Below are 1,060 nucleotides of genomic sequence, written 5' to 3'. Positions count from 1 at the left end.
AATACAGGATATAGCCAAGTCGCTGGGCTTTACGTCCGCGGGCTATTTCAGCCGCTTCTTCAAGAAAGAAACGGGTCAAACGCCGCAGGAGTTTCGGACAAGTGGCTAAAAAAGACTGCAAACTGCGCAAATGGAAGGTGAAATGAATTGGCTTATGTGAATAAATTTCGAGCCTTTGCGACTCTCTTGCTGCTAATCATGTTAATTGGTTTATCGGCGTGCAGTGGAAACAAAGCAACAGTGGAAAATGGTGAGGGTGCAAGCGAGATTGATCATGAAGCTACTCAGCTTATAACTCTGACGACTGGCGTCGCAATAAGTGATGTGATTGCGACGGATTTTTCGGAAGCGAAGTGGGAGAACAGCGTTTGGCAGCAAGCGTACCGGGATGAGCTAGGCATTGATGTGAAGGCGACATGGTATACGAAAGGTGCGGAAGCCGCCAAACAAAAGGTTAGCGTTGCGATTGCTTCGGGTAAAATCCCGGATGTGATTGCGGTTAATCAGGGACAGCTGTCTTCATTATCCAAAACAAGCTTATACACGGATTTAACGAATATATTCGAGCAATATGCATCGCCGCTAACCAAATCGATTATTGAGGGAGATGATCTTCGGGGCTTGGAATCCGCAACCTTTGATGGGAAGCTTATTGCGATTCCAGGGCTTAACTCAGCCATTGACGGAGCTTCCTTCCTATGGCTTCGCAAGGATTGGCTGGATCGGCTTGGGCTGCAAGTTCCTGTTACGACAGCGGAGCTCTATGACGTTATTCGTGCCTTTACGCTGCAGGACCCGGATGGCAACGGCAAGCAAGACACGGTGGGACTTTCGCTCAGTAACTCTTTTTTAAATATGGGTTTGGCCGAAGCGATTGGAATATTTAATGCGTTTGATTCGTATCCGAAAATATGGATTCAAGGAAAAGCGGGTAAGCTTGTTTATGGCAGTGTACAGCCAGAAGTGAAGCCGGCACTTGCCTTTTTAAACAAGCTGTTCAGAGAAGGACTCATGGAGACGGATTTTGCCGCAAAGGATACCGGCAGAGCAGGCGAGCTTG

At 47.7% G+C, this 1,060-nt stretch carries 2 protein-coding genes; both read left to right on the top strand.

Annotated elements, in window-relative coordinates:
• Position 1 precedes the first annotated feature (1 nt).
• Complete coding sequence (locus E0496_RS31915; RefSeq protein WP_338325892.1) at positions 2 to 109, top strand: helix-turn-helix domain-containing protein; 108 nt, start codon at positions 2 to 4, stop codon at positions 107 to 109.
• A gap of 47 nt (positions 110 to 156) precedes the next feature.
• On the top strand, positions 157 to 1,060 hold a 904-nt coding region (locus E0496_RS31910; protein WP_206669926.1), incomplete at its 3' end, for an extracellular solute-binding protein.

The organism is Paenibacillus luteus, from assembly GCF_006542765.1.
Taxonomy (GTDB): Bacteria; Bacillota; Bacilli; order Paenibacillales; family Paenibacillaceae; genus Pristimantibacillus; species Pristimantibacillus luteus.
Note: the sequence above shows the minus strand (reverse complement) of the source record. Positions and strands in the feature narration are given on the sequence as shown.